This is a genomic window from Grimontia sp. NTOU-MAR1, assembly GCF_035758505.1.
GTDB classification, from domain to species: domain Bacteria; phylum Pseudomonadota; class Gammaproteobacteria; order Enterobacterales; family Vibrionaceae; genus Enterovibrio; species Enterovibrio marinus.
In genome coordinates this window covers 1,625,099-1,648,143 of record NZ_CP142108.1, presented here as the reverse complement: position 1 = coordinate 1,648,143, position 23,045 = coordinate 1,625,099, and the positions used below count along the sequence as shown (strand labels likewise).

24 protein-coding genes and 2 pseudogenes are annotated in these 23,045 nt (G+C 49.2%); 22 read left to right on the top strand and 4 right to left on the bottom strand.

The window, feature by feature from the left end; genetic code table 11:
• Nucleotides 1-114: 114 nt before the first annotated feature.
• The 3 genes and pseudogenes from VP504_RS07650 to VP504_RS07635 form a co-directional block, all read right to left on the bottom strand.
• The gene (locus tag VP504_RS07650) at nt 115-705 is read right to left on the bottom strand and encodes an ACP phosphodiesterase (RefSeq protein ID WP_442788901.1); all 591 of its coding nucleotides are present in this window, start codon (nt 703-705) and stop codon (nt 115-117) included.
• A gap of 67 nt (nt 706-772) precedes the next feature.
• Nucleotides 773-952: pseudogene (locus tag VP504_RS07645) on the bottom strand (CBS domain-containing protein); the annotation flags it as partial.
• Between the two features lie 131 nt (nt 953-1,083).
• Nucleotides 1,084-1,281, bottom strand: a pseudogene (locus VP504_RS07635) (helix-turn-helix domain-containing protein); the annotation flags it as partial.
• Nucleotides 1,282-1,587: 306 nt separating this feature from the next.
• Between VP504_RS07635 and VP504_RS07630 the strand changes: the two are divergent.
• The 7 genes from VP504_RS07630 to secF all read left to right on the top strand — a co-directional run bounded on the left by VP504_RS07630 (nt 1,588) and on the right by secF (nt 9,350).
• Nucleotides 1,588-2,550, top strand: coding sequence for a S1 family serine peptidase (locus tag VP504_RS07630; protein WP_325893690.1), 963 nt, complete (start codon nt 1,588-1,590; stop codon nt 2,548-2,550).
• Nucleotides 2,551-2,673: 123 nt separating this feature from the next.
• The gene (locus VP504_RS07625) at nt 2,674-3,657 is read left to right on the top strand and encodes a S1 family peptidase (protein WP_325893689.1); all 984 of its coding nucleotides are present in this window, start codon (nt 2,674-2,676) and stop codon (nt 3,655-3,657) included.
• 107 nt (nt 3,658-3,764) lie between these two features.
• A complete protein-coding gene (gene queA / locus VP504_RS07620; RefSeq protein WP_325893688.1) occupies nt 3,765-4,820 on the top strand; it encodes a tRNA preQ1(34) S-adenosylmethionine ribosyltransferase-isomerase QueA in 1,056 nt (351 codons plus the stop codon).
• A 148-nt stretch (nt 4,821-4,968) separates the two neighbouring features.
• The gene (gene tgt / locus VP504_RS07615; protein ID WP_062708359.1) at nt 4,969-6,096 is read left to right on the top strand and encodes a tRNA guanosine(34) transglycosylase Tgt; all 1,128 of its coding nucleotides are present in this window, start codon (nt 4,969-4,971) and stop codon (nt 6,094-6,096) included.
• Nucleotides 6,097-6,177: 81 nt separating this feature from the next.
• Nucleotides 6,178-6,507 (top strand): preprotein translocase subunit YajC, encoded by a 330-nt coding sequence (gene yajC, locus VP504_RS07610; RefSeq protein WP_062708362.1) that lies wholly within the window; start codon nt 6,178-6,180, stop codon nt 6,505-6,507.
• 26 nt (nt 6,508-6,533) lie between these two features.
• On the top strand, nt 6,534-8,387 hold the full coding sequence (gene secD, locus VP504_RS07605; protein ID WP_083939838.1) for a protein translocase subunit SecD: 1,854 nt from the start codon (nt 6,534-6,536) through the stop codon (nt 8,385-8,387).
• A gap of 12 nt (nt 8,388-8,399) precedes the next feature.
• Nucleotides 8,400-9,350 carry a protein translocase subunit SecF gene (gene secF, locus VP504_RS07600; protein WP_062708364.1) on the top strand — a complete coding sequence of 317 codons (951 nt, stop codon included), beginning with the start codon at nt 8,400-8,402 and terminating at the stop codon, nt 9,348-9,350.
• 46 nt (nt 9,351-9,396) lie between these two features.
• On the opposite strand, the gene suhB is transcribed toward secF, so the two are convergent.
• A complete protein-coding gene (gene suhB / locus VP504_RS07595) occupies nt 9,397-10,200 on the bottom strand; it encodes an inositol-1-monophosphatase (protein ID WP_325893687.1) in 804 nt (267 codons plus the stop codon).
• 185 nt (nt 10,201-10,385) lie between these two features.
• Here suhB and trmJ point away from each other — a divergent pair, with 185 nt between their 5' ends.
• From trmJ to ispG, 15 genes are all read left to right on the top strand, one after another.
• Complete coding sequence (gene trmJ, locus VP504_RS07590) at nt 10,386-11,111, top strand: tRNA (cytosine(32)/uridine(32)-2'-O)-methyltransferase TrmJ (protein WP_325893686.1); 726 nt, start codon at nt 10,386-10,388, stop codon at nt 11,109-11,111.
• Between the two features lie 116 nt (nt 11,112-11,227).
• The gene (iscR, locus tag VP504_RS07585; protein WP_002536934.1) at nt 11,228-11,752 is read left to right on the top strand and encodes a Fe-S cluster assembly transcriptional regulator IscR; all 525 of its coding nucleotides are present in this window, start codon (nt 11,228-11,230) and stop codon (nt 11,750-11,752) included.
• A gap of 30 nt (nt 11,753-11,782) precedes the next feature.
• Nucleotides 11,783-12,997, top strand: a complete 1,215-nt coding sequence (locus VP504_RS07580; protein ID WP_062708373.1) for an IscS subfamily cysteine desulfurase — start codon at nt 11,783-11,785, stop codon at nt 12,995-12,997.
• A gap of 27 nt (nt 12,998-13,024) precedes the next feature.
• The gene (gene iscU, locus VP504_RS07575) at nt 13,025-13,408 is read left to right on the top strand and encodes a Fe-S cluster assembly scaffold IscU (protein ID WP_062708375.1); all 384 of its coding nucleotides are present in this window, start codon (nt 13,025-13,027) and stop codon (nt 13,406-13,408) included.
• A 25-nt stretch (nt 13,409-13,433) separates the two neighbouring features.
• The gene (gene iscA, locus VP504_RS07570; protein ID WP_062708378.1) at nt 13,434-13,763 is read left to right on the top strand and encodes an iron-sulfur cluster assembly protein IscA; all 330 of its coding nucleotides are present in this window, start codon (nt 13,434-13,436) and stop codon (nt 13,761-13,763) included.
• A gap of 13 nt (nt 13,764-13,776) precedes the next feature.
• Complete coding sequence (gene hscB / locus VP504_RS07565; protein WP_062708381.1) at nt 13,777-14,292, top strand: co-chaperone HscB; 516 nt, start codon at nt 13,777-13,779, stop codon at nt 14,290-14,292.
• Between the two features lie 32 nt (nt 14,293-14,324).
• The gene (gene hscA, locus VP504_RS07560; RefSeq protein WP_325893685.1) at nt 14,325-16,172 is read left to right on the top strand and encodes a Fe-S protein assembly chaperone HscA; all 1,848 of its coding nucleotides are present in this window, start codon (nt 14,325-14,327) and stop codon (nt 16,170-16,172) included.
• Between the two features lie 2 nt (nt 16,173-16,174).
• Nucleotides 16,175-16,513 carry an ISC system 2Fe-2S type ferredoxin gene (gene fdx, locus VP504_RS07555; protein ID WP_002536943.1) on the top strand — a complete coding sequence of 113 codons (339 nt, stop codon included), beginning with the start codon at nt 16,175-16,177 and terminating at the stop codon, nt 16,511-16,513.
• A 27-nt stretch (nt 16,514-16,540) separates the two neighbouring features.
• Nucleotides 16,541-16,735 carry a Fe-S cluster assembly protein IscX gene (gene iscX, locus VP504_RS07550; protein WP_198159482.1) on the top strand — a complete coding sequence of 65 codons (195 nt, stop codon included), beginning with the start codon at nt 16,541-16,543 and terminating at the stop codon, nt 16,733-16,735.
• Nucleotides 16,736-16,955: 220 nt separating this feature from the next.
• Nucleotides 16,956-18,254 (top strand): aminopeptidase PepB, encoded by a 1,299-nt coding sequence (gene pepB / locus VP504_RS07545; protein ID WP_325893684.1) that lies wholly within the window; start codon nt 16,956-16,958, stop codon nt 18,252-18,254.
• Nucleotides 18,255-18,408: 154 nt separating this feature from the next.
• Nucleotides 18,409-18,840, top strand: coding sequence for a nucleoside-diphosphate kinase (gene ndk / locus VP504_RS07540; protein WP_325893683.1), 432 nt, complete (start codon nt 18,409-18,411; stop codon nt 18,838-18,840).
• A 163-nt stretch (nt 18,841-19,003) separates the two neighbouring features.
• Nucleotides 19,004-20,125: a bifunctional tRNA (adenosine(37)-C2)-methyltransferase TrmG/ribosomal RNA large subunit methyltransferase RlmN gene (locus VP504_RS07535; RefSeq protein ID WP_325893682.1), complete on the top strand. Its 1,122-nt coding sequence runs from the start codon at nt 19,004-19,006 to the stop codon at nt 20,123-20,125.
• A 26-nt stretch (nt 20,126-20,151) separates the two neighbouring features.
• Entirely contained in the window at nt 20,152-20,907 is a 756-nt protein-coding gene (gene pilW / locus VP504_RS07530) for a type IV pilus biogenesis/stability protein PilW (protein WP_325893681.1), read from the top strand.
• The gene (gene rodZ / locus VP504_RS07525) at nt 20,897-21,877 is read left to right on the top strand and encodes a cytoskeleton protein RodZ (RefSeq protein WP_325893680.1); all 981 of its coding nucleotides are present in this window, start codon (nt 20,897-20,899) and stop codon (nt 21,875-21,877) included. The genes pilW and rodZ overlap by 11 nt, the downstream gene beginning before the upstream one ends.
• Nucleotides 21,878-21,892: 15 nt before the next feature.
• Complete coding sequence (gene ispG, locus VP504_RS07520; RefSeq protein ID WP_325893678.1) at nt 21,893-23,011, top strand: flavodoxin-dependent (E)-4-hydroxy-3-methylbut-2-enyl-diphosphate synthase; 1,119 nt, start codon at nt 21,893-21,895, stop codon at nt 23,009-23,011.
• The last annotated feature ends 34 nt before the right edge of the window (nt 23,012-23,045 follow it).

The window sequence follows — 23,045 nt, the reverse complement described above, 5'->3', positions numbered from 1 at the left end:
GCAAATTCCTTAGCTGTTCATGGGCCGCAGAGCCCAGGGGTTTACTGCCCCATATCCACGCTTTCAGCGACCTTCGGGTCGCTTTTTTTGTGCCTGTGATTTGGTCAACAGACCTTAGTGGTGAAAATGATGCGCAGCGCTCAGCACATCTCTGTATATAGAGGGAAAAGCATTCAGCAATATTTGTCGATGAGCGACTAAGGTCTCCGCCGTTTCAGCCAGCGGCCCCATCCGAGGGCTTCGGGCTGACATTCGCTTTAGCGCAAAGGGCAGGGTGTTGATATCCGCGTAGGAAGGGATCCAACCTTCGCGCCACATTTTATCTGAGAGGAAGAGGTACTTTTCTGGGAGCGGATTAGGCTCTTGATGCGTGGATGCTCGACAGGCCCTCTCAGCATTCGCGACAAATACTTCAAAAGGATCGTCATTAAAGGCATCCCAGTGATAAACCAGCGCATGATCCCAGAACATATCGAGGGCGATGGCACTGAAGCGGTAAAGGTGTTTGGGAAAGAGCGCACGGCAGGGCTTGATGGCCTCATGGCTATCGATGTAGCGATCCACAAACCGATGAAGATAGATGGCCTGCGTTGTCTCTGGCAGAAATTTACCGTCGGGCTTACCGCGAACAAAATCTGCCATCAGGTTTCCCATCAACTGGCTGTTGCAGTGTTCGGCAATGTGTAAATGCGCCAGATAATTCACGCGCCCTCGGGATCTTTCCTTGATACGGAAGGCTTAGCCTATCTTAAGTGGTACCTGTTTGTCGTTATCAGACCGTTTCTCCCTCTTCTTCCATTGGCTCAGTCTCTTCCTGGATCTCCAGAAGGTTGATGGCGATGGCGACGAAATCGCTGTCTGTGATAATACCAACCAGTTTGTCGTCCTCTACGACAGGCAAGCATCCAATCTTGCGCTTCTGCATATATAGCGCAGCCTCTTTGAGACCGGCACAGTGGAAAAAGGTAAGGCTGGCATGCAAGCGTCTCCAGAAGGTGTTGCATCCTTCCTGTCCAAGCACACTGACGACCTGTAATAGTTGGCTAACTGCACGCGCAGCTTGCCTTGCATCGGGCCTTAACTGACTTGCGCCAGCTCCATTAAATCCTGACTACGTGCCAAGATTTCACGACTTCGAGGCACTACATCTTCAAGGTTCTGAATGCCGGAACGTAGTGCAGACTGACTGACGAAACACTGTTTGGCCGCCTCTCCGAAATGGCGCGTCTCATGCAGTGTGGCCAAGTAGTGGAGCTGTTTGAGAGAAGGGAATTCATTCATCGATCTTTTCGATTGTATTAATCTGTTTATTTCGTTTTTTCAAATTACTGGAAGTGTCTTATTCTTAGAAGTGAGAGTGATGAGGTCGCTACTCATCATGTCATATACGATAAATATTCTGCCTACATATACACACTAAAGTAAGCCTATATGTCAAATATAGCTAAAAAGGCAGGGAGTGTAGGCGACGACATTCAAGCTTCCACCCGGAACTTCTGAATGATACCAAGGTTGTTTCAAGCAGTAGCAACGCACCGGGGCGCAATGGCGTCCAGCAATACCTTTTTGTTAGTGGGAGTGAAGATAATGCGAATGAAACTGATAGCGACACTGGTATTTCTGATCTCTTTTTCGGGGTATGCCTTAGAACTTGAGCCCCGCGTAATTGGTGGGGCAGATGCTTCCATTAGTGATGCTCCATGGCAGGCATTTATCAGGACAAGTAACTTCACATGTGGTGGTGTTGTCATTTCCAGTCGGTGGATTCTGACGGCAGCGCATTGCCTTGATACTAACGGCGATGGTGCCCCGTTTTCTTTGGTATCAGCGAGCTCGGTCACGGTCTACACAGGCACAGCGGAAATCAACGGAGCAGACTTCTCCAACTTCCAATCTTCTGTTGAATCTATCTATGCTAACACCGGCTACGACAAAAAAACGCTCCAAAACGACATTGCATTGATCAAGCTTTCTTCTGATATTCATCCAAACGCGTCAAGCGTTATGTTACCGAATAACACAGTGCAAGCTGCCGTCGATGCCACGGGGAATCTCAACAACAATGATATGCAGTTAACGGGGTGGGGTTTTACCGACAAAGGCCGCTCTCAAAGTACAAATAGGCTCCAAAAAGCGACAGTCTCTGCCGTAACTGACGCTAGTTGCGCTTCAGCTTGGGGCTCTACTCTGACCGGTATTTCTGATTACCAGCCCAAATTCTTTTGTGCTCAGGCAAATGGCGTCGGGTCCTGTAATGGGGATTCCGGCGGCCCACTGATTTGGTATGACCCATCCCGCGCGGGTGATACTGATGGCGGAGCCACCTTGGTTGGTGTGGTGAGCTTTGGTGTCGCTTCACAGTGCGCATCTCCAATTGCTCCAGACGTATTCACCCAGGTTGCTAGTTACACTGACTGGATTTCTAGTTGTCAGGGAGGGAGCTGTGCGAGTCAGTCTCCGACAGCGACTGAAAGCTCTGGCGGGGGAGGGAGTGTTCCAATATTTTTTATAATAAGTATGGCTCTTTGTCTCTTTAGACGAGCAAAGTAAATATAAGGCCATTTTGATTCATATTTGAGAATACTAATGCCACTGTATTAGCTTTTAGCCGAAATCTACAAACCAATACGTTATTGTGTAACCTGTGTTTATATTTATCTTGAAGTGAATAGGATGAAATTAAAGCAGGGATTCGCAGTTTTTGCCTTGGCGGCGTTGTCTAATTTTAGTCATGCATCTGAAGAAAACGTAAGGCAGCCACACATAGTAGGTGGCAACAATGCCAATATTAGTGCGTTACCTTGGCAGGTATATATTGATATTCCCTCAAGTGGATGTGGGGGCGTTATCATTTCGAATGACTATGTCTTAACGGCCGCGCATTGCGTTGAAGGACTTTTTGCGTCCGACATATCTGTACTTGCGGGCTTTACGGATTTAAGCTCTCCGCGAAGTCCTATTCCGGTTGCTAATATTCAGGTGCATCCTGACTACAACAATGCGAATTTAACCGCTGACATTGCTATTTTGAAACTTGCTGGATCGCTTCCCTCTAACGCCAAATCTATTCCTCTTTTGATGGCAGAAAATCAAAGTGAGATGGATAACGAGTTTCAAGTACCTAAACTGGATAACCTTGTTTCCTCGGGATGGGGTGCAACAAGAACAGGGGGGGCAGGAAGCCAGTCTCTTAAGATGGTGGCGTTAACAGGTGTCCCTGACAGTAGTTGCTCTTGGACAACGTTTAGTAATGGGAGTGTGTCGCAAGCATTCTCAGACGCGTATGTCTGTGCAAACAATACTACCACTGAAGGTATTTGTTCTGGGGACTCCGGAGGCCCGCTTGTATGGCAAAATCCAAGCAACGCGTCGGATGCAGACCGCGGATATCGACTCGCAGGACTTGTTAGTTTCTCAAGCAGAGATGATGGCTGTGCAAGTCCAAATGCGGAGGATGGTTTTACTCAGGTGAGTACCTATTTCTCTTGGATTGATGCCAACATGGACGGAGGCTACAGTGCACCAAGTGTTAGCTTCGCTGAAGATATCTTCGCGCTCGCCACTGCTGAAAACAATTCTGGAGGGGGAGGCTCTTTCGCTTGGCTATCACTGCTCTCACTAGGACTTCTGATTTTCCGTCGCCGACTGCTGTCATAACTCCTCACAGATTGCCCGCTGAATTTACAGCGGGTAAGCCCCATCCTGCTTGATATTGCAGCACAGCGGCCTATACTAGCGGGCTGCTGTAGAATGGGGCTTTTTCAATGCAAGTATCCGATTTTCACTTTGACCTTCCTGACTCGCTGATCGCGCGTTATCCGCAAGCTGATCGTACTGCGAGCCGTTTGTTGCAACTGAATGGCAATACAGGTGGGCTGAGTCATAAGCAATTCACTGACATTCTTGATCTTGTCGAGCCAGGTGACTTGATGGTGTTTAATAACACCCGGGTGATCCCTGCGCGTGTCTATGGCCGCAAAGCGTCCGGTGGCAAGATTGAAGTGCTGGTGGAGCGTATACTGGATGAAAAATTGATCCTTGCGCATGTCCGCGCTTCTAAGCCGCCAAAACCGGGTACACAATTGTTCCTGGGTGAGAACGATGAGTTCGAAGCGGAAATGGTTGCCCGTCACGATGCCCTTTTTGAAATTCACTTCAGCGGCGAGCAAGCTGTACTTGATATCTTAAATCAGGTTGGTCACATGCCGTTGCCACCTTATATTGATCGCCCTGATGAAGAATCGGACAAAGAGCGTTACCAAACGGTTTACAATGAAAAACCGGGGGCAGTCGCAGCACCAACAGCAGGTCTGCACTTTGATGAAAATATTCTTGCGGCACTCAAAGAGAAAGGCGTAGAAACGGCATTTGTGACCCTTCACGTTGGTGCGGGTACCTTCCAACCAGTGCGTGTTGATGATATCAATGATCACGTGATGCACTCTGAATATGCTGAAGTGCCACAAGAGGTGGTGGATGCGGTTCTGGCAACCAAAGCGCGCGGAAACCGCGTGATTGCGGTAGGTACCACGTCTGTGCGTTCGCTGGAAAGTGCTGCTCAGCATTCAAAGAATGAAGGCACTGACCTGAAGCCTTTCTTCAATGATACCCAAATCTTTATCTATCCGGGTTACGAATGGCAATTGGTGGATGCATTGGTGACTAACTTCCACCTGCCGGAATCAACCTTGATCATGCTGGTGTCTTCTTTTGCAGGCTATGAGCACGTGATGAATGCTTATAAAGAAGCCGTGAACAATGAATATCGTTTCTTCAGTTACGGAGATGCGATGTTTGTCACCCGCCAGACTGAGGTATAATCAGACGCTGGCTATTATGCCGCATTGCTTTCTGTGATGTGGCGACTCCAAATTCAACTGGCTGTCAGCAATTTTGCGACAGCCAGTTTTGTCTCTGTGCGACAGGCACATTAGCGCCAGACTGTTTCTCTGGCATTTCGGAGGTATTGTGAAATACGAACTGATTAAGAAAGAAGGCCGCGCGCGTCGTGGTCGTCTGGTTTTTGAACGCGGCACTGTTGAAACCCCGGCATTTATGCCAGTGGGTACTTACGGCACCGTAAAAGGGATGACACCGGAAGAAGTGGCTGATACTGGCGCACAAATTCTTCTGGGTAATACTTTCCACCTGTGGCTTCGCCCCGGTCAGGAAATCATGCGTGCCCACGGTGACTTGCACGATTTCATGAACTGGCAGGGTCCAATTCTGACCGATTCAGGCGGTTTCCAGGTATTCAGCTTGGGTGCAATGCGTAAAATCACCGAAGAAGGTGTGCATTTCCGTAACCCAGTGAATGGCGACAAGATTTTCATGGACGCAGAGAAGTCGATGGAAATCCAATACGATTTGGGTTCTGACATTGTAATGATCTTCGACGAATGTACGCCATACCCGGCGACACACGAAGAAGCAAAGAAATCGATGGAAATGAGCCTGCGTTGGGCACAACGCAGCCGCAACCATTTCGACAAAATGGGTAATAAAAATGCACTGTTTGGCATCGTTCAAGGGTCTGTTTACGAAGACCTGCGCGATGTGTCCGTCGAAGGCCTGACCAATATTGGTTTTGATGGCTATGCGGTGGGTGGTCTGGCGGTGGGTGAGCCAAAAGAAGACATGCATCGCGTTCTGGAACATACCTGTCCAAAACTGCCTGAAGATAAGCCACGTTACCTCATGGGCGTAGGTAAACCGGAAGACTTGGTGGAAGGTGTTCGCCGTGGTATCGACATGTTCGACTGTGTGATGCCAACGCGTAACGCGCGTAACGGCCACCTGTTTGTGACTGGCGGTGTGATCAAGATCCGTAATGCGAAGCATAAAAGTGACACAACTGCACTGGATCCAGAGTGCGACTGTTACACTTGCTGCAACTACAGCAAGGCGTATTTGCATCATCTTGATCGCTGTAACGAAATTCTGGGCGCTCGCCTGAACACTATCCACAACCTGCGTTACTACCAGCGTCTGATGGAGAGTTTGCGTAACGCTATTGACGAAGGTAGATTAGAGGCCTTTGTTAAGGAATTCTACGAACGCCGTGGCCGTGAAGTGCCACCGCTGAAAGAAGACTAGGAATTCTCGCCTTGCCGGAAGGGTGCTTTCGGTGAGGCGAAAGTCTAGAAAATGTTCATATTGATACGAGGACGTTACTGAATGTTTATTTCTCAAGCTCATGCAGCAGCAGAAGGCGCACCACAAGGCGGCGGTATGCAGCTATTTATCATGCTTGGCCTGTTTGCCGTTATTTTCTACTTCATGATTTACCGTCCACAGGCTAAACGTGTGAAAGAACACAAGAACCTGATGGCATCAATGGGCAAGGGCGATGAAGTTCTGACCGGTGGCGGTCTGGTGGGTAAAATTACCAAGATTTCTGATGAAAACGACTTCATCGTTATCGCACTGAGCGACAACAACGAAGTGACCATCAAAAAGGATTTTGTGACTGCTGTTCTGCCAAAAGGCACTATTCAGTCGCTGTAACCCCCTAGCCATAAAGGATCCTAGCAGTGCTAAACCGTTATCCTTTGTGGAAGTACATTATGGTGGTGTTGGTCATTTTTGTCGGCGCCCTTTATGCACTTCCCAATATCTACGGTGAAGATCCAGCGGTTCAAATCACCGGGGCGCGTGGCGCCTCGGTTGATCTCTCCACACTGGACACCGTCAAATCTTCCCTCGAAAAAGATAAAATCTCTTATAAATCCATTGCGCTAGAAAACGGCACTGTACTGGTTCGTTTCTCCGACACTGATAATCAGATTGAAGCTCGTGACGCTCTAAACAGCGAACTCAAAGAAGACGGTCTGATTGTTGCGCTTAACCTTGCTCCTGCAACGCCTGATTGGCTGGAAGCCATTGGTGCCAATCCAATGAAATTGGGTCTGGACCTCCGTGGTGGTGTGCATTTCCTGATGGAAGTGGACATGGACGCGGCAATGGAAAAACTGCTTACCCAGCAGGAAGACACCTTCCGTACTGAACTTCGTGAAGCCAAAATCCGCTATCGCGGTATCCGCGTGGGCGGTGAGGACAACATTGAAGTCATGCTGCGTAATGAAGCGGACATGGATGCTGCAGAAAGTGAACTCGCAAGACTGCACCCAGATATGGTGTTCACCACCGATAGTGCCCGTTTTGCTGTTTCTGCGAAGTTCACTGAAGAGCGCCTTCAGGAAATCCGTAACTACGCGGTTGAGCAGAACATTACTATCCTGCGTAACCGTGTTAACGAGCTGGGTGTTGCCGAGCCATTGGTGCAACGCCAAGGCGCAAGCCGCATCGTGGTTGAGTTACCGGGTGTTCAGGACACGGCACGTGCGAAAGAAATCTTGGGTGCGACTGCAACCCTGGAATTCCGTGAAGTGGATGACAGCGCCGATCTGGCTGCTGCGGCCGCAGGCCGTGTACCACCGGGTAGCGAAATCAAATACACCCGAGACGGTCGTCCGGTCGTGCTGAAAAAACGTGTGATTCTGGGCGGTTCAAGCATTACTGATGCGAGCTCAAGCTTCGATGAATACAGCCGTCCGCAGGTAAATATCTCGCTCGATAGCGACGGTGGCAGCAAAATGGCAGCGTTCAGTAAGAACAATGTCGGCAAGCTGATGGCTACTGTGTTTGCAGAATACAAAGACAGTGGCAAGCGCGATGAAAACGGCAAGGTTATCCTTTCCAAGCATGAGGAAGTGATCAACCAAGCGACGATTCAAACTGCACTGGGCCGTAACTTCCGTATCACGGGTATCGACTCTCAGGCAGAAGCGCATAACCTTGCACTGCTGCTGCGCGCAGGTGCTTTGATCGCGCCAATCTCCATTGTTGAAGAGCGCACTATCGGTCCATCTATGGGTCAACAGAACATCGATATGGGTATTAAAGCCTGTATCTGGGGTCTGCTGGCGGTCATGTTGTTCACGCTGGTTTACTACCGTCGTTTTGGCCTGTTTGCGAACTGTGCGCTGGCGGCAAACATCATCCTGATTATCGGTGTGATGTCGATGATTCCGGGCGCAACCATGACCCTGCCGGGTATCGCAGGTATCGTTCTGACGGTCGGTATGGCAGTTGATGCCAACGTCCTTATCTTTGAGCGTATCCGTGAGGAGCTCAATGAAGGGCGTAATCCTCAGCAAGCGATCCATCAGGGCTATGCGAACGCATTCAGTACCATTGCCGATGCGAACATCACCACACTGATCACAGCAATCATTCTGTTTGCTGTGGGTACAGGCGCGGTGAAAGGCTTCGCTGTGACACTGTCGATCGGTATTCTGACGTCTATGTTTACTGCAATTATCGGTACCCGTTGCCTGGTCAACCTGGTGTACGGCGGTAAGCGCATTAACAAGCTGTCGATTTAAGGAGGCATTAAGATGTTTCAACTATTAAGGCCTGACTTTAGCATCGACTTTATGCGTTGGTCGAAGCCGGCGTTTTTCCTGTCACTTCTAATGATTGGCGCGTCAATTTTTAGTCTGTCTACCAAGTGGCTGAACTGGGGGCTGGACTTCACTGGCGGTACGTTGATTGAAGTGGGCTTTGAGCAGCCTGCAAACCTGCCACTGATTCGTGAGTCACTGGAAGCAAAAGGCTTTGGTGATGCTATCGTTCAGAACTTCGGTACTGCACGTGACGTGATGGTTCGCCTTCGTCCACGCGAAGATGCGCAGGGTGAGTTGCTGGGTAACCAGATTCTGGATGCCATTAAAGAAGGCACGGGTCAGGCAGTAGAAATGCGCCGTATCGAGTTTGTTGGCCCTAACGTGGGTGACGAACTGACAGAAGCGGGTGGTCTGGCGATACTGGTATCGCTAATCTGTATTCTGCTGTATGTCTCTTTGCGGTTCGAATGGCGTCTGGCGGCGGGTGCAGTTGTTTCTCTCGCACACGACGTGATTATCACGCTGGGTATCTTCTCGTTCCTGCAGATTGAAGTTGACCTGACTATTGTGGCAGCACTGTTGACGGTTGTCGGTTACTCGCTCAACGATACCATCGTTGTATACGACCGTATCCGTGAGAACTTCCGTAAGATGCGTAAAGGTGATGCGGATGAGGTCGTTAATGCGTCAGTGTCCCAGACTCTGAGCCGTACCTTGATTACATCTGGTACGACATTGTTTGTGGTTATCGCATTGTTCCTTCAGGGCGGTGCCATGATCCACGGCTTTGCGACCGCGTTGTTGATTGGTATTACCATCGGTACTTACTCGTCTATCTATGTTGCTTCTGCGCTGGCGCTCAAGTTGGGTATTACCCGCGAGCACCTGCTTCCACCGCCTCCGGTGGAAAAAGAAGGCGAAGAATTCGACGCTATGCCTTAACGAAAAACGGAGCCGATTGGCTCCGTTTTATTGATTCAAAAGAATCTTATTTTTTCATCGCTTCGTTCGCGTTGTCGCGAATTTTCGCCAAAATACCTTTCAGTACTTTCGGGTTTGCGGTCACGATGTTGCCTGACTGAACGTAGTCAGTACCGCCAGCGAAGTCAGTGCAAATTGCACCAGCTTCACGGGCAATCAATTCACCTGCAGCGATATCCCAAGGTTTCAGGCCCAGCTCAAAGAAACCATCAACGCGGCCAGCAGCTACGTAGCAAAGGTCAAGAGCAGCAGAGCCAGTGCGGCGGAAGTCAGCACACTCAACAAACAGTGCACTAACGACTTTGATGAAGCCTTCAGAGTGTTGTTTAGCTTTGAACGGGAAGCCAGTTGCCAGAACGGTACCGTTCAGATCTTTCGCAACGCCTACACGGATACGCTTACTGTTCAGCTGCGCGCCTGCGCCACGCTGAGCAGAGAAAAGCTCGTTACGGATTGGATCGTAAACACACGCAACTTCGGTACGGCCTTTAATGCGCAGGGCAATAGACACAGAGAAGTGCGGGAAACTTTTAACGAAGTTAGTGGTGCCATCCAGTGGGTCGATGATCCATTGGTAATCAGTGTCTTTACCTGCAACCACACCGGCTTCTTCAGTCACGATGTTGTGTTCAGGGTAAGACTTCTTGATTACGTCGATAATGATTTGCTCAGCTGCTTTGTCGATATTAGTAACAAAGTCGTTAGAACCTTTCTGAGTGGTTTCAACGTTATCAGAGTTCTCTGCAGATTTAGCGATGAAGTCGCCCGCCTTTCGCGCAGCGCGAATGGCGATATTTAGCATAGGATGCATACGATTTTCCCAACGGATGTTAAAGAACGAAAAGCGGCGGCGAGTATATCAGAGCTGGACCAAAAGGGAAGCGGTTATTTTTTGCTCACTCGCCTTTTCTGGAAGGTCGTAAAAAGGGTAAAACAAAAGCGGTTGTGTTAGAATCCGGCGGTTTTTCTTCCTCAAAGTAATTCAGTGATAGCGAAATGTTAGAAAATATTCGAATTGTGCTGGTGGGTACCACGCATTCAGGCAACATTGGTTCGGCGGCTCGCGCAATGAAAGTGATGGGTCTGAAACACATGATACTGGTCGCTCCTGAATGTACAGTCGATGGGCAAGCGATAGCGCTTGCAGCCGGTGCCAGTGATATTGCTAACAACGCACGTATCGTTGATTCCGTTGAAGAGGCGGTTGCCGATTGTGGTCTGGTGATCGGAACCAGCGCCCGTAACCGTTCGCTAGAATGGCCAATGCTGGACTCCCGCGAGTGTGGCGTAAAAGCGATTGAAGAAGCAGCCCAATACCCAGTGGCATTTGTCTTTGGCCGTGAACGAACCGGCCTGACAAACGATGAGCTTCAGGCGTGTCACTTCCATGTGGCTATTCCTGCTAATCCGGATTACAGCTCGCTGAACCTTGCTATGGCGGTACAGACCCTTTGTTACGAAGCGCGTATGGCTTGGCTTGATAGTCAGGCTTATAAAGGGGAAGTGAAAGAACAACCTTATCCATTGGCTGAAGATCTAGAGCGCTTTTACGCTCACCTTGAACAGGTTTTAGAGACGACGGGCTTTATCAATAAATCCCACCCAGGCATGGTGATGACCAAATTACGCCGCCTGTTCAACCGTGCAAGACCGGAAAGTCAGGAACTGAATATTCTTCGCGGTGTGCTGTCATCAGTTGAAAAACAACACAAAGATAAGTAAAGATGACCACTTTAAAATTGTGGTTAAAAGCCTGACTAAAATGGTAGGTTAAATACTTGACCACTTTAGTCGGGTATGTCAGACTCATTTCATTACTCGCTCACAGGTAGGATGTTATGAGACTGACTTCGAAAGGCAGATATGCCGTCACAGCGATGCTCGATGTCGCGCTACACTCCGAGATGGGGCCTGTGCCTCTCGCCGATATTTCAGAGCGTCAAGGGATCTCTCTGTCATATCTGGAGCAACTTTTCTCCCGCCTTCGTAAAGCAGGCTTGGTGTCTAGTGTACGTGGTCCAGGTGGCGGTTATCGACTCGGTGTTAATGCAAATGAAATTGCAGTCGGCATGGTGATTGCCGCTGTTGATGAATCGGTAGATGCGACCAAGTGTCAGGGCAAAGGCGATTGCCAAGGCGGAACACGCTGCCTTACGCACACGCTATGGCGTGACCTTAGCTCCCGTATCAGCAGCTTTTTGAATGACATTACGCTTGGCGAACTTATGCAAGACAACGAAGTCAAGCATGTCGCGGATCGTCAGGACTCCTCACTTGAGTCCTCAACAATTGTTAGGCATGGTTTAAACTCCAGTGGCAGTGAAAAGCCAGCCACCACTTTGGGTGTGAATTTTCGCTCGTAGTTAGATGTGCCGGAGTACTTGGAGACACAAATGAAATTGCCAATCTATTTTGATTATTCAGCGACATGCCCAGTGGATCCGCGTGTTGCAGAAAAGATGATGCAGTACCTGACCCTTGATGGTTGTTTCGGTAACCCAGCATCCCGTTCGCACCGTTTTGGCTGGCAGGCGGAAGAGGCGGTAGATACTGCCCGTGAAAACATCGCCAACTACCTTAACGCTGACCCTCGAGAGATCGTGTTCACTTCTGGTGCAACAGAATCTGACAACCTGGCAATTAAGGGTGTGGCGCATTTCTATGGTAAGAAAGGTAAGCACATCATCACCTGTAAAACTGAGCACAAAGCTGTATTGGACCCATGCCGTCAGCTGGAGCGTGAAGGTTTTGAAGTGACATACCTTGAGCCAGAGTCAAACGGTATTGTCGATCTAAACAAGCTGGCTGACGCGATTCGCGAAGACACCATTCTTGTTTCTATTATGCACGTGAACAACGAAATCGGCGTGGTTCAGGATATTGCTGCGATCGGCGAGCTGTGTCGTGAGCGTAAAGTCGTATTCCACGTTGATGCGGCGCAATCTATCGGCAAACTGCCTCTGGACACTCAGGAAATCAAAGTTGACCTGATTTCGATGAGCGCGCACAAAGCATACGGTCCTAAAGGTATCGGTGCTCTGTATGTTCGTCGTAAGCCACGCATTCGTCTAGAAGCGCAAATGCACGGTGGTGGTCATGAGCGCGGTTTCCGTTCTGGTACTCTGCCAACTCACCAAATCGTAGGCATGGGTGAAGCTTTCCGTATCGCGAAAGAAGAACTTGAGAAGGACACGGCGCATTCTCTGGCATTACGTAACCGTTTCTACGACGGTGTGAAAGATCTGGAAGCTGTTTATGTGAATGGCGATCTGGATCAGCGCGTTGCATCAAACCTAAATGTGAGTTTTGCTTTCGTTGAAGGTGAATCATTGTTGATGGCGCTGAAAGATCTGGCTGTTTCTTCGGGTTCTGCATGTACATCTGCCAGCCTGGAACCTTCGTATGTACTTCGTGCACTGGGTCTTGATGACGAATTAGCACACAGCTCAATCCGTTTCTCATTCGGCCGTTTCACGACAGAGGAAGAAGTGGACTACGCGGTTGAACAAGTACGCCAAGCGGTGACCAAGCTACGCGAAATGTCACCACTGTGGGATATGTACAAAGAAGGTATTGATTTAAGCACTGTAGAGTGGGCACACCACTAAGCGGTTCAGGGTTTTGAGGATAAGATCATGGCTTACAGCGAAAAAGTAATCGATCATTATGAAAATCCACGTAACGTGGGTGGTTTTGACAAAAACGATCCAAACGTAGGTAGCGGTATGGTTGGTGCACCAGCGTGTGGTGACGTGATGAAACTGCAAATCAAGGTAAACGAGCAAGGCATCATTGAAGATGCGAAGTTTAAAACCTACGGTTGTGGTTCGGCGATCGCGTCGAGCTCACTTGTCACTGAGTGGGTGAAAGGCAAGTCTCTGGACGAAGCTGCGGCAATCAAGAATGCTGAAATTGCAGAAGAGCTGGAGCTTCCTCCTGTGAAGGTTCACTGCTCAATTCTCGCGGAAGATGCTATCAAAGCAGCAGTAAGCGATTATAAGAAAAAACACGAAGCTTAATACGATTTAAAGGGTTGTTGTACATATGGCCATTACTATGACTGACGCGGCGGCATTACGCGTTCGCACCTTCTTGGAAAACCGCGGAAAAGGCATCGGCCTTCGCTTGGGTGTTCGCACGTCAGGCTGCTCGGGAATGGCTTATGTACTGGAATTTGTTGATGAGCTCCAGGAAGAAGATGAAGTATTCGACTTTGAGCAATACGGCGTAAAAGTGATTGTCGACAGTAAAAGTCTCTTGTACTTAGATGGTACCGAGCTTGATTTTACTAAAGAAGGCTTAAACGAAGGCTTCCAGTTCAATAACCCTAACGTAAGCAGCGAGTGTGGTTGCGGCGAAAGCTTTAACGTTTAACTCGTGAGATGATATGAATCATTTCGAACTATTTGGGCTATCATCGCAGTTTGAACTAGATGGTAGCTCTCTTTCTTCGCAGTTTCGCGAACTCCAACGACGTTTCCATCCGGATAAATTTGCCACTGCATCCGAGCAGGATCGCTTGCTTGCTGTGCAGAAAGCTGCGCAAATCAACGACGCTTATCAAACGCTGATCGATCCGGTACGCCGTGCAGAATACCTTCTCTCTCTCAATGGCGTAGAACTGCGCGATGAGCAGCAGACCATGCAAGATCCTGAGTTCTTAATGCAGCAAATGGAGCTGCGAGAAGAGCTGGAAGAGATTGCAGACAGCGATGAGCCGGATGTATTGTTGTTTGACTTTGAACAAGGTGTTGAGAAACTCCATAAAGCCTTGCTGGCCGAATTGAAAGAACAATTAAATGGCGGGCGTTGGCAGGATGCGGCAACAAGTGTCCGCAAGCTGAAGTTCTTGGTCAAACTCAAACAAGAAATCGAACGAATCGAAGATCGGCTGCTGGGTTAACACAGTACGCTGATCAGGCTACAGGAACCAACATGGCACTGTTACAAATTGCAGAACCTGGTCAGAGTGCTGCACCGCATGAACACAAGCTTGCGGTGGGCATTGACCTAGGGACTACTAACACCCTCGTGGCCTCTGTTCGCAGCGGTACCGCGAGCACACTCAATGATTTAGACGGCCGAGCGCTGATCCCTTCTGTGGTTCATTATGGTGAAAATGTCACAGTCGGATACGCAGCGAAAGCGATGTCCGAAACTGATAGCGCAAACACGGTTTCTTCCGTCAAACGCATGATGGGCCGCTCACTTGCTGACGTTCAATCGCGTTATCCCAAACTTCCTTATGAACTGTCTGCCTCTGACAATGGTTTACCACTGCTCAACACCCGTGCAGGGAAGAAAAACCCAATCGAAGTTTCTGCGGATATCCTCCGTGCCGTGAATGCGCGTGCAGAAGAAGCGTTGGGTGGCGAATTGGAAGGTGTGGTTATTACCGTTCCAGCTTACTTTGATGATGCGCAGCGCGCAGGAACCAAAGATGCCGCAAAGTTTGCTGGTCTTAAAGTACTTCGCCTTCTTAACGAGCCAACAGCTGCCGCGATTGCTTACGGTCTGGATTCCGGTCAGGAAGGTGTGATTGCGGTATACGATCTTGGCGGCGGTACCTTCGATATCTCTATTCTCCGTCTTTCAAAAGGCGTGTTTGAAGTGCTGGCTACGGGCGGTGATTCAGCACTGGGTGGTGACGATTTTGACCACCTGATTGCAGATTGGATTTCCGATCAGGCAGGATTTGGGGCGCTTTCCGGTGATGACCGCGCGCGTTTGATGAATGCCGCAAACAGCACAAAAGTTGCTTTGAGCGCAAGCGATGTCGTAGATATTGATGTGCTGGACTGGAAAGGCACATTGAGTCGCGAACAGTTCGACGATCTTATTGGCGCTCTAGTAAAGAAAACTCTGTTGTCTTGTCGCCGCGCACTGAAAGATGCTGGCGTTTCTGCTGAAGAAGTGCTGGAAGTGGTGATGGTGGGGGGGTCTACCCGCGTACCACTGGTTCGCGAAAAAGTGGGAGAGTTTTTTGGCCGCACGCCGCTGACCAATATTGATCCGGACAAAGTGGTTGCCATTGGTGCTGCCACACAGGCAGACATTCTGGTCGGTAATAAGCCAGATGGTGAAATGCTGTTGCTGGACGTGATCCCACTGTCTTTGGGGATTGAAACAATGGGTGGCCTGGTAGAGAAAATCATTCCGCGCAACACCACCATCCCGGTTGCACGTGCGCAGGAGTTCACCACCTTCAAAGACGGTCAGACAGGCATGAAGGTACATGTGCTTCAGGGCGAACGCGAAATGGTTGATGATTGTCGTTCGCTGGCGGATTTTACCCTGAAAGGCATTCCACCAATGGCTGCAGGCGCAGCGCATATTCGCGTGACTTACCAGGTTGACGCCGATGGCCTGCTATCCGTGACAGCGATGGAAAAGAGCACCGAGGTGCAGGCATCGATTCAGGTGAAACCGTCTTACGGCCTGAGCGACACCGAAATTGCCGATATGATCAAATCGTCGTTCACCCATGCGCAGGAAGATAAAGACGCCCGTTACCTGGCGGAGCAACGTGTTGAAGCCGATCGTGTGATTGAAGGTCTGCTGGTTGCGATGCAAGCAGACGGCGAAGCGCTGTTGTCTGACGAAGAGCAGCAAGCGCTGGTGAAAGCGATTGAAGCGCTGATTGCGCTCCGTAACGGTGACGATGCCGCAGCCATTGAACAAGGCATCAAAGATACAGATAAAGCGAGTCAGGAGTTTGCCTCACGCCGTATGGACAAATCCATCCGTGAAGCACTGGCTGGCCATTCCATTGACGAGGTTTAAACATGCCAAAGATTGTTGTTCTGCCACACCAGGATCTCTGCCCAGAAGGCGCGGTGTTGGAAGCAAAGACCGGTGACACTGTGCTGGACGTTGCACTGCGTAACGGTATTGCGATTGAACATGCCTGTGAAAAGTCGTGCGCTTGTACGACCTGCCACGTAGTCATCCGTGAAGGATTTGATTCTCTGGATGAAAGCGATGAGCTGGAAGACGACATGCTGGATAAAGCATGGGGTCTGGAGCCTGAGTCACGCTTGGGCTGTCAGGCAAAAGTGGCTGATGAAGATCTGGTGGTAGAAATTCCGCGTTATACCCTAAACCACGCTGCAGAAAATCACTAATCTGATAAGGGAGCAAAAACTATGAGCCTGACATGGACTGATTCGCGAGATATCGCGATCGAGCTGGTAGAAAAATTCCCTGAAACCGATCCGAAAACGGTGCGCTTTACCGACTTGCACCGTTGGGTGACGGAGCTTGAAGACTTCTCAGACGACCCAAATCGCTCCAATGAGAAGATCTTAGAGGCAATCATCCTGTGCTGGATGGAAGAAATGGATTAAAGCCCTTGTTTTACGCCAGTAAAGCAGGCAGATTGAGACTATTCAAGCGGGCATGTTGCCCGCTTTGTTTTATCTCCAAATTGAGCTGTTTCTCTGATGAGCAGGCTATTTGGAGCGATTCAGATAAATCGTCATAAAGATGGCGTATTCTGAAAGAAAAATCAGCCCGAATTTTACGCTCCGCAACGATGCGTGGGGTGACAGTTAAAAGGAGTTCAGCATGACTGACAAAATGCGTATCACGCTATCACAAGAAGCAGCTGATGAAGCTTGGGGTGCCAATGCACTGGTTTCTTTCAATCAGCAAGGCGCTATTGTCCACGCCTCAGGTGACTACAAACTCACGCCAGTACAGCAAGCGGCCCGTAAGCTTGATATGCAAGGTATTCGCAAAGTATCTCTGGTCGGTGATGGCTGGGATTTGGAAACCGCATGGGCTTTTTACCAAGGACTACGTGGTCCTAAGCCAGGTTTTGCTTTCGACGCAGAGTTGGAAGATGCTGATCAGAAAGTGCTGAACGAACGCATGGTGGCTACTGATTGGGTTCGCCAGATCATCAATGAAACCGCAGAAGAGGTAGGTCCTCAACAATTGGCAGTACGAGCCGGTGAGTTCATTAAATCTCAGGCACCTAACCCTGAGCATGTGAGTTACAAGATTGTTTCCGGCGCAGACCTGCTTGAGCAAGGTTGGGTGGGTACTCACACCGTAGGCCGTGGTTCAGCGCGCAAACCTGCGATGCTGCAGCTTGATTACAACCCAACCGGTGACAAAGACGCAGAAGTGTTTGCTTGTATTGTCGGCAAAGGCATTACCTTTGATTCCGGCGGCTACAGCATCAAGCAATCTGCCTTCATGGACTCAATGAAAGCAGACATGGGCGGCGCTGCCATGGCGACCGGTGGACTTGGACTGGCGGTTGCGCAAGGTCTGAACAAGCGAGTGAAATTAATTCTGTGCTGTGCAGAAAACATGATTTCCAGTAATGCTTACAAGCTGGGTGACATTATTACCTACAAAAACGGTGTGACGGTTGAGGTACTTAACTCAGATGCCGAAGGTCGTTTGGTGATGGCGGATGGCCTGCTTTACGCAAACAAATTCAGCCCGGCGCTGACTATTGATTGTGCTACCTTGACCGGCGCTGCTAAGGCTGCATTAGGAAATGACTACCACGCTCTGTTCAGCTTTGATAAGGCGCTTTCCCAGCGTTGTCTGTCTGCAGCAGAGTCAGAAAATGAAGGCATGTGGCAATTACCACTGGCAGAATTCCACCGCCAAATGTTGCCCTCCAACTTCGCCGATCTTGCAAACGTGGGCGGTGGTCAATACTCACCGGGTGCAAGCACAGCAGCGGCATTCCTGTCGTACTTCGTCGATAATTACAAAGAAGGTTGGATCCACCTGGATTGCTCCGGCACGTACCGCAAAACACCAAGTGACAAGTGGTCTGTGGGCGCAACCGGTATGGGGGTGAAAACCCTCGCGCGTATTCTGATGGATGAGTCAAGCCAGTAATCGCTACAAAAGTTAAGTGTTTTGACAACACAGTTAACGCTTCCGCAATGTCAGGGTGGGGTCTGGCATTGCGCTCTGGTAGGCTATTTTTGTAAATACAAACAGATACTGGTACTTAATGCCGCTATCTGAATAAATATAAAAGGAAGATAGAATGACTATTGAGCGCACATTTTCAATCGTTAAGCCCGACGCAGTAAAACGCAATCTGATTGGCGCGATCTATCAGCGTATTGAAGCGGCTGGACTGCAAATTGTTGCAGCAAAAATGCTTCACCTGACTAAAGAGCAGGCACAAGGTTTTTATGCCGAGCATGAAGGCAAGCCATTTTATGACGGTTTGGTTGAGTTCATGACTTCAGGTCCGGTTACCGTGCAGGTTCTGGAAGGTGAAAACGCGATTACGCGATACCGTGAGCTGATGGGTAAAACAAACCCGGAAGAAGCGGCGTGTGGCACACTGCGTGCGGACTTTGCCGAGAGCATGCGTTTTAACTCAGTGCACGGTTCTGACAGCACGGCTTCAGCAGAACGAGAAATTGCTTATTTTTTCGCCGGTGATGAGATTTGCCCTCGTACCCTATAATCGGTTCATAGATAAGACAAAAGGAGAGCCCAGGCTCTCCTTTTTCATTTCTGACGTAAAATAGTCCTATAAGTAACAGGTGGAATCCCGATCACAAAGACTGTACAATTTCGCGCCTTGATTTAAGGCTATACCTGTTTTTATTTGTTCACGAGGCAATCTGATGACAACAGAAAAAATCAATCTGCTGGATTTCGATCGACAGGCGCTACGCGCGTTTTTCGCCGAAGAATTAGGCGAAAAGGCGTTTCGAGCCGATCAGATCATGAAGTGGATGTACCATTTCGGTGTTGATGATTTTGATCAGATGAACAACATCAACAAAAAGCTTCGTGAAAAACTGAAAGCGCGCTGCGAAATCAGCGCGCCGGAAGTCAGCACGGCTCAGTATTCTTCTGATGGCACCATTAAATGGGCTATGCGTGTTGGTAACCAGGATGTAGAAACTGTTTATATTCCTGAAGACGATCGTGCGACCTTATGCGTGTCTTCTCAGGTTGGTTGTGCGTTGGATTGTAAATTCTGCTCTACCGCGCAGCAGGGCTTTAACCGTAACCTGAAAGTGTCTGAAATCATTGGACAGGTTTGGCGTGCAGCGAAAGAAATCGGTGTGGAAAAAGAGACTGGCCGACGTCCAATTACCAACGTGGTGATGATGGGCATGGGTGAACCGCTTCTGAACATGAAAAACCTTATCCCTGCGCTGAATCTGATGCTGGATGATCTTGCTTACGGCCTGTCAAAACGCCGTGTCACCGTATCAACGTCAGGGGTGGTTTCTGGTCTGGATCAGATGGCAGGCAAGATCGATGTAGCGCTGGCAATCTCTCTTCATGCCCCTACAGATGAGCTACGCAGCCAAATCATGCCAATCAATGATCGCTATGATATTGATACGTTTTTGGCGTCTGTACGTCGCTATATAGCGTCTTCAAATGCGAACCGCGGACGTGTCACCGTAGAATATATTCTCCTCGATCACGTTAACGATGATATGGAGCATGCGCGCCAACTCGCAGAGCTGCTAAAAGATACGCCTGCGAAGATAAACCTGATTCCTTTTAACCCTTATCCTGGGTCACCATATAAGAAGCCGAGTAACTCTCGTATCGACCGTTTCCAGAAAACACTGATGCAATATGACTACACGGTTATCGTTCGTAAAACCCGTGGCGATGACATTGACGCAGCTTGTGGTCAGCTTGTTGGCGATGTTATTGACCGTACCAAACGCACGCAGAGCAGACTGAACGTTGAGGAACAAATCCCAGTTAAATCAGTCTGATTTGTCAGACTGATTAGGATGGGATAATGGCAAGGACGCTTAGCGCTCTGTTCTTGATGGGATTATTAGCTGGTTGTGTCACAGTAACGGAGAAGCAAAATAACGCGAAGTTTGATAGCATTGACGCAGCCGAGTCCAGAATTTCGCTTGGTCTTGCCTATTTAAAGGCAGGACAATGGGAGCGAGCGAGGAAAAATCTTGAAACAGCGGTGCAATTTGCACCTACTTACTATCGCTCTCTTATTAGTTTCGCCTACTATCTTCAGGAAGTCGGCGAGTATGACCAAGCAGAACAGCAATACAAAACAGCGTTACGTCACTCACCAAAAAATGGTGACGTTCAGAACAATTACGGTGTCTTCTTATGCCGACAGCAACGGTATAACGAAGCGCAACGGGCGTTTGCGAAGGCGATTGAGCAGCCATACTATTACAAGTTATCCGGTAGTTATGAAAACGCCGCACTCTGTGCAATGAAAGCGGGGAGTAGGGATAATGCGAAAGTATGGTTCGCTAAAGCCATTGACCATGAGCCGAACAGGCCTTTATCTTCTGTAAAACTCGCCCGTATGGAAGTGGAAGACGATGAGCTGAATCAAGCGAGGATCCGTCTTTTTCATTTTCACAAACGCTATGGCTATAAGCCTGCAACGCTGTTAATAATGACTGACTTGGAAAACAAAGCTGGACGGCCAAAGGAAGTGGAGCGTTACGCAAACCTGTTGGCCAACAAGTTTCCGGAATCAAAAGAATATAGACAGTACATAACGAATGAATACTGAACAAAACGAAGAACAGCTGTTTGAGCTTGAGTCGAGACATCCGGGAACGGTATTGCGACAGGCTAGAGAGGCAATGGGGCTGTCCGATCAGGATGTGGCTGACCGCCTCAGACTTCGTGTTTCCGTCATTCAAGACTTAGAAGAAAATTGCTGCGATGAAGAAAAGATAACCACGTTTACACGTGGTTATATTCGTTCTTACGCCAAACTGGTTGGTGTGAATGCAGACGAGATCATGCACACGTTTAAGCCTGCACCCGAAGCAGAAGACAATGTGCAGAAGATGCAAAGCTTCTCGCGCAAAACACGTCGTGATCAGCATGACAGCCGCGTGATGGGGCTGACTTGGGTGATTCTGGCCGTCGTGGTTGGGCTGACAGCATTTTGGTGGTGGCAAAACCAACAAAACGATCCACTTCTTTCGCTACCAGAAGGCAGCAGTTTGCTAGCCTCTCTCACAGAAGAAGCGCCTGCGGCTAATAATGTTGGAGAGAGTATTGAAGGCGAGCAGGTTCAGGATGTGACAGATAGCATTGCGCCGGCGCTGACAGATACCGAAGGCACAAATAATGTGGTGGAAGAAACGGTCGCTGATGCTTCACCAGAAGTTGTCGTGGCAGCGGTTACTGAGTCAGAAGCCACACCTCAGCAACCGCTAGTGGCTGAAACCGCGCCTGTGATTGAAGAACCTGTTCAGATTGAAGAAATTGTATCGACACCTATTGTTACTGAACCTACATTATCCATGTCATTCAGTGGCGACTGCTGGGTCGATATCCGCGACGCTACTGGCAAACGTCTGTTGACAGGGATAAAATCTGCGGGCGAAACCGTTGAACTATCCGGTGAAGCTCCCTTTAAGTTGGTGCTGGGTGCACCAGCTACTGTGAGTCTTGCCTACAACGGCAAGAACGTTGATCTGAGTGGCTACCCATCAGGACGGGTAGCGCGTTTGAGCCTTCCGAAGTAATCCAGAGTACACCTAATGCATACCGAATCTCCTATTAAACGTCGTCCGTCTACGCGTATTTATGTGGGTGACGTGCCAATTGGCGATGGCGCTCCGATCGCAGTTCAATCAATGACAAATACCCGCACAACTGATGTGGAAGCGACGGTTGCGCAAATAAAAGCACTGGAAAAAGTGGGTGCAGATATCGTACGTGTTTCTGTACCGACTATGGATGCTGCTGAAGCGTTCAAACTGATTAAACAACAGTGTTCAATACCTTTGGTTGCTGATATTCATTTTGACTACCGTATTGCCCTTAAGGTGGCAGAATACGGCGTTGATTGTCTTCGTATTAACCCTGGCAACATTGGTAACGAACAACGCATCCGCTCTGTTGTTGATGCAGCGCGTGACAAGAATATTCCTATCCGCATTGGCGTGAATGGTGGTTCGCTGGAGCGTGATATTCAGGAAAAATATGGTGAGCCAACTCCGGAAGCTCTGGTTGAATCGGCGATGCGCCATGTTGATATTCTGGATCGCCTGAACTTTGACCAGTTCAAAGTGAGTGTGAAGGCGTCGGATGTATTCCTGGCCGTTGAATCTTACCGTCAACTGGCAAAACGCATTGATCAACCTCTGCACCTTGGGATCACTGAGGCAGGTGGTGCGCGTGCAGGTTCGGTGAAATCAGCGGTTGGCCTTGGCATGCTGCTAAGCGAAGGCATTGGTGATACCCTGCGTATCTCATTGGCAGCGGATCCAGTAGAAGAAATCAAAGTCGGTTTCGATATTTTAAAATCGCTGCGTATCCGTTCACGTGGCGTGAATTTTATTGCCTGTCCTACCTGCTCCCGTCAGGAGTTTGATGTGATTGGCACCGTAAACGCACTGGAACAGCGTCTGGAAGACGTTGTCGTCCCGATGGACGTATCAGTGATTGGCTGTGTGGTTAACGGCCCAGGTGAAGCTGAAGTTTCGCACATTGGCGTTGCTGGTGGTAACAAGCGCAGTGCGTATTACGATGATGGCAAACGCCAGAAAGAACGTTTTGAAAACGACAACCTGATCGATCAGCTAGAAGCGAAGATCCGGGCGAAAGCGGCAATGCTGGATGAGAACAACCGCATTGACGTGAACACACAAGAGTAAGCGCAGCGCGCTTACTTAGCTAGAACAAACAGAT